This is a genomic window from Sinorhizobium terangae (assembly GCF_009601505.1).
In the GTDB taxonomy this organism is placed as follows: Bacteria; Pseudomonadota; Alphaproteobacteria; order Rhizobiales; family Rhizobiaceae; genus Sinorhizobium; species Sinorhizobium terangae.
Map to the genome: position 1 here is coordinate 1 of NZ_WITC01000009.1, position 5,189 is coordinate 5,189.

Sequence of the window (5,189 nt, forward strand, 5' to 3'; positions counted from 1 at the left end):
AGGCAAGAGTGCGGCGAAGGCCCGGTCTATCCGAACATGTAATGTTCGGGCGTCGGGGCCGCACGGACTCTCGACGACATGCGACAGCGTTCTCGAGATGCGGGGCGCCATAAGCCTTGAGCGGGCGCGATTGATTGCATTGAACTGTCGCGCTCAACGCACTCGAATTTCCGGGCCGCGTCCGCAGTCCAATCCGACCCGCCACGAGGGAAGGACGGTCGTGGACGGTCCCTTCAGAAAACCCATCAATTATTTGTGTTCCCTGGAAGCGGGAGTCAGCGCAATCGCTGACGCAAATGGAAAAGTGTTTGCCGGAAAGACTCGGTAGCAAATGATTGGGCGTCAATCCGAACAGGCATTGACGGCTGTGGTAAGCTGTTGCTTCCATTCCGGCGGACTGGGGCAGGGGCCTTGTTCCGTTCGCTGCCGGCCGCCGCGGTGAGGCTGGCAGTTCGCCATGGGTACACCGCGAGAACAGAGGGAACCGAAAATGAAGAAATTTCTTGCAACGACTTGTCTTGCTGCCGGCCTTCTCGGCCTGGGCAGCGCGGCGTCGGCGGCAGAATGCGGCGACGTGACGATCGCCAATATGAACTGGCAGAGCGCCGAAGTGCTGGCGAACGTGGACAAGTTCATCCTGACCGAGGGCTATGGCTGCAGCGCCGAGCTCGTCGTCGGTGATACGGTGCCGTCGATTACCTCGATGATTGAGAAGGGTCAGCCGGACATCGCGCCGGAAGGCTGGGTCGACCTGCTGCCGGATGTCGTCAATCGCGGCCTTCAGGAAGGCAAGCTCGTCGGCGCGGCGGTAGCGCTGTCTGACGGCGCCGTGCAGGGCTGGTGGGTGCCGAAATACATCGTCGACGCCAATCCGGATATCAAGACGATCGATGACGTGTTGAAGCACAAGGAACTCTTCCCAGATCCGGAGGATCCGAGCAAGGGTGCTGTCTTCAACGGTCCGCAGGGCTGGGGCGGCACGGTCGTGACGACGCAGCTCTACAAGGCCTACGGCGCCGAGGCCGCGGGCTTCACCCTGGTCGACACCGGCTCGGCCGCCGGCCTCGACGGTTCGATCGCCAAGGCCTACGAGCGCAAGCAGGGCTGGGTCGGCTATTACTGGGCGCCGACGGCGCTGCTCGGCAAGTACGAGATGGTCAAGCTCGACCATGGCGTGCCGAACGACATGGCCGAATGGAAGCGCTGCAACACGGTTGCGGATTGCCCGGATCCGAAGAAGAACGACTGGCCGAAGGACAAGGTCCAGACGCTGGTAACCAAGGCCTTTGCCGACCGTGCCGGCCCGGCCATGGAATACCTCAACGCGCGTGCCTGGACGAACGACACGGTCAACAAGCTGATGGCCTGGATGACCGACAACCAGGCGAGCGGCGAGGAAGGCGCCAAGCACTTCCTCGAGGAGAACCCGGACATCTGGACCAAGTGGGTTTCTCCGGAAGTTGCGGAGAAGATCAAGGCCGCGCTTTGATCTGTTGATCCGATTGGGCGGCGCGCATCGTGCGCGCCGTTCATGTTTGATGACCGGCGGCGAAAACAACAAGACGAAAGCGCTGCCAGGAGCAATGCGAAGGGGAATCAAATGGAATGGCTGACCAAATTTCCGCATATGGACGATAATCAGCTTCGAGAGCTGAAGAAAGTGATCGACGAAGGTTTTCGGGCGTTCACCCGCGCCTATGGCGATGGCATCGAGTCTTTCTTCGAACCGCTGCAGTTCTTTCTGATCCAGTCTGAACGCTTCATGACGCGGACGCCCTGGCCGATCATCCTGATCCTGGTCGCGCTGATTGCCTGGCTCGCCAGCCGTAACTGGAAGATCGTAGCCGGTTGCGTCGGTACGCTTCTCGTCATCGGCTATTTCGACATGTGGGACGACACGATGAAGACGATCTCGATGATCTTCGTCTGTACCGTCCTGTCGATTGCGATCGGCATACCGATCGGCATCATCATGTCGCGCTCCGATCGTTTCCAGAACGTCGTCAATCCGGTGCTTGACGTCATGCAGACGATGCCAAGCTTCGTCTATCTCATTCCCGTGGTCATGCTGCTCGGCATCGGCAAGGTTCCCGGCCTGATTGCCGTCGTCATTTACGCCATCCCGCCGATGATCCGCCTTACCAATCTCGGTATCAGGCTGGTCGACAAGGATGTGCTCGAGGCGGCGGACGCCTTCGGTTCGTCGAGCTGGCAGAAGCTGAAGAACGTCCAGATGCCGCTTGCCTTGCCGACGATCATGGCCGGCATCAACCAGACGATCATGATGGCGCTCGCCATGGTCGTGATCGCCTCGATGATCGGTGTTCAGGGGCTGGGCCAGCCGGTTTTGAAGGCGATCGCCAACCAGTATTTCACGCTCGGCATCTTCAACGGTCTGGCCATCGTCGGCATCGCGATTATCTTCGATCGCGTCAGCCAGGCCTATGGCCACCGCTTGCAGCGGCATCGCGAGATCGTTCACGGCTAAAGCCAAACGACGAAAAAAAGGACGGCCCGGAAATGCCAGCGTTTCCAGGCCGTTTGTTTATGCGATCAAGCCTGTTTTGGAGAGAGAATACCGGTGGAGAGGGCGACGCCGGCCGAGGTGACGACCGCGGCAGCGATCTCGAACGGACCGATCGTTTCGCCAAGCAGTGCCGCTCCACCGAACGTGGCGAGCACCGGCGTCAAGGCGGTGAAGGCCGCCGCCTGCGTGCCGCCGAGGCGACGGACCGCAAAACCATAGGCGAGCGTTGCCGCCAGACCGGAAAGAACGCCCTGACTCAAAACCTGAAGACCGACCTCGCCGAGCGGAACGCTCATGAGCGTGCTGGTGCCCGAGACGGCCGCCAGGACGAGGTGAATGAGAAACGACCAGACCGCAATCAGCGCACTGCCCTCCAAGGCGCTCAAGCCCGAGCGGCGGAACGCATGCGTGTAGATCGCCCAGAGCGTCGCGGCCGCGGGCAGCAGCATGTAGCCCGTCCAGGCGGATCCATCCGACGCGCCAAGGCTGCGAACGAGCAGGATGGTGACGCCGATTATGATGGCGCCAAAACCGACGAGGCGCATGCGATCGGGGCGCTCGCCGAAGAATGCGACACCGATCAACGCGGTCGCGAGCGGCATCGAGCCGCCGAGCAGAACGCCGACGGACGATGCGGGCGTTGCATGAATGGCGAAGGCGGCCACCTGGAAGAAGACCGCGCCCGAACCCGCCACCATCATCGCAAGAAGCCCCCGCGGCAGCGTCTTGGGTATGAGGCCTGTCTTCAGCCAGACAGGCGCAAGCACGAGTGCCGGTATCCCGTAGCGAATGAGGCCGAGGTCGATCGTCCCGAGCGCCGTCGCTGCAGTATGCCGCGTGGCCAGAATCCAGGTCGCCCAGATCATCACGGTGATGAAAGCGCCGGCATAACCGGCCACGGCAGGTGCGGCGGAGCCGCGATCGAGTGTCAGCGCAACCATTTTCGTGTTCCTTCCGATCGGTTTTGAGAGGGTTTCGGATCGGGAAGACACTAGCGCCAAGCGGCAGGGCATGTCCTTGCTATCTGTGCCTCACATGGCATACAATGAGCAACAATGTGCCAACTTGGTGCTGCAAAGTTATTGAGTATGCCAAAACTTGATAAATTCGATATTGCCATTCTGAAGATCCTCCAGGAGGATGCGCGCGCGACCAATGTCGAGATCGCCGAGCGCGTGAACTTGTCGCCGTCGCCCTGCCTGAGACGGATTCGCAATCTTGAGAAATCAGGCGTTTTGCGCGGCTATCGCGCCGATATCGACCGCAAGGAGGTCGGCCTTGGCCTGACGGTTTTCGTCGAAATCAAGGTTGGCCATCACAGCCAGGAAAACGCACGCCGCCAGCAGGAAGCGCTGCTTGGCATTCCGGAGGTGGTCTCCTGCTTTCTGATCTCCGGCAATGCCGATTTCCTGGCGGAGGTCGTGGTCGAGGACCTGTCAGCCTATGAGAGGCTTTTGACCGAGACGCTGCTTGCCCTGCCGGGCGTTACCGATATCCGATCGAACTTCGCTATCCGGTCGATCAAGACGGGCGGACCGCTGAAGCTGCCTTCGTTGCCATGAAGAAGCCCGCGGCGCGTAGCGCTGCGCGTGTTTCTTTCCGCCGGTTCACCATTATCTGAAACCGCAGCCGCTGATTCCCGCTTAGGCCTCTGGAAACGCCCACCGCCGCGCTTATCTCTGATCTGAGATGTTGGCGAGGTCACCGGAGAACATGACGTTCCATGAAAGTTAAGGCCGTCTTCAATCGAGATGGGGGAACCTTCCGTTCGACGGACATGGAGGCATACGGCAGGTGGGTGGAAGAGGTCTTTCGCGCTGCCGGACATGAGATCGAAGTCGCCGCTGTCGAGGCCGTCGACATGCGGGATACGCTCGAAAGAGCCTGCCGGCGGGGCGATCTCGATGCGATCGTTGCCGGCGGCGGCGACGGCACGATTTCGGCGGCTGCCGCAGTCGCGTGGAAGAACCGCATGCCGCTCGGAGTCATCCCGGCCGGAACGATGAACCTTTTCGCGCGCTCGTTGAAGCTGCCGCTCGATATCTGGAAGGCGCCGGCGGTTCTTGCTCATGGCAGAATCATCGCTGCCGATATTGGCAGCGCCGACGGCCGCGCTTTCGTTCATCAGTTTTCCATGGGCCTGCATGCCCGTCTGGTGCGGTATCGCAAATCCTACCGTTTCGCCTCGCGGCTTGGAAAGATCGGTGCAAGCACACGCGCGGCGATCGGCGTTGTTTTCAACCCGCCGGATTTTGAAATCGAGTTCGATGCCGACGGCCACAGGGAGCGCCGGCATGTTTCGGCGATTTCTGTCTCGAACAACCATTTCGGCCATTCCACGTTCATGTACGCGGACGACGTGACGAGTGGGCATCTCGGCTTCTACACCGCGCCGCCTCTGAATCCTGCGGGCGTCGCGAAGCTTGCCTTCGCCATCCTGCGCGGCAAGTTCCGCGCGAGCCCGTTGATCACGGAGATGAGCGCCATCGCAGTCGACCTGCATTTCCCGAAAGTCGACCGAAAGATCAATTGCGTCATCGACGGCGAGCTTTTGCCGATGGGACGCGACGTGGCGCTACGGATACATCCTGGCGAGCTGAAGCTGCTGGTGGGAGCCTAGCGCATCGGCCCGAAAATCGGACCCGATTTTCGGAAAGCACGA

The 5,189-nt window shown here is 60.8% G+C and carries 5 protein-coding genes; 4 read left to right on the forward strand and 1 reads right to left on the reverse strand.

The window, feature by feature from the left end; translation table 11 throughout:
* Nucleotides 1-490: 490 nt before the first annotated feature.
* Nucleotides 491-1,489 (forward strand): ABC transporter substrate-binding protein, encoded by a 999-nt coding sequence (locus GHK62_RS01250; protein ID WP_153436553.1) that lies wholly within the window; start codon nucleotides 491-493, stop codon nucleotides 1,487-1,489.
* Between the two features lie 111 nt (nucleotides 1,490-1,600).
* Nucleotides 1,601-2,488 (forward strand): ABC transporter permease, encoded by an 888-nt coding sequence (locus tag GHK62_RS01255; RefSeq protein ID WP_153436554.1) that lies wholly within the window; start codon nucleotides 1,601-1,603, stop codon nucleotides 2,486-2,488.
* Nucleotides 2,489-2,553: 65 nt separating this feature from the next.
* On the opposite strand, the gene GHK62_RS01260 is transcribed toward GHK62_RS01255, so the two are convergent.
* A complete protein-coding gene (locus tag GHK62_RS01260) occupies nucleotides 2,554-3,468 on the reverse strand; it encodes a DMT family transporter (RefSeq protein ID WP_153436555.1) in 915 nt (304 codons plus the stop codon).
* Nucleotides 3,469-3,615: 147 nt separating this feature from the next.
* On the opposite strand from GHK62_RS01260, the gene GHK62_RS01265 reads away from it, so the two are divergent.
* Entirely contained in the window at nucleotides 3,616-4,089 is a 474-nt protein-coding gene (locus GHK62_RS01265; protein WP_153436556.1) for an Lrp/AsnC family transcriptional regulator, read from the forward strand.
* A 161-nt stretch (nucleotides 4,090-4,250) separates the two neighbouring features.
* The gene (locus GHK62_RS01270) at nucleotides 4,251-5,147 is read left to right on the forward strand and encodes a diacylglycerol/lipid kinase family protein (protein WP_153436557.1); all 897 of its coding nucleotides are present in this window, start codon (nucleotides 4,251-4,253) and stop codon (nucleotides 5,145-5,147) included.
* Nucleotides 5,148-5,189 lie beyond the last annotated feature (42 nt).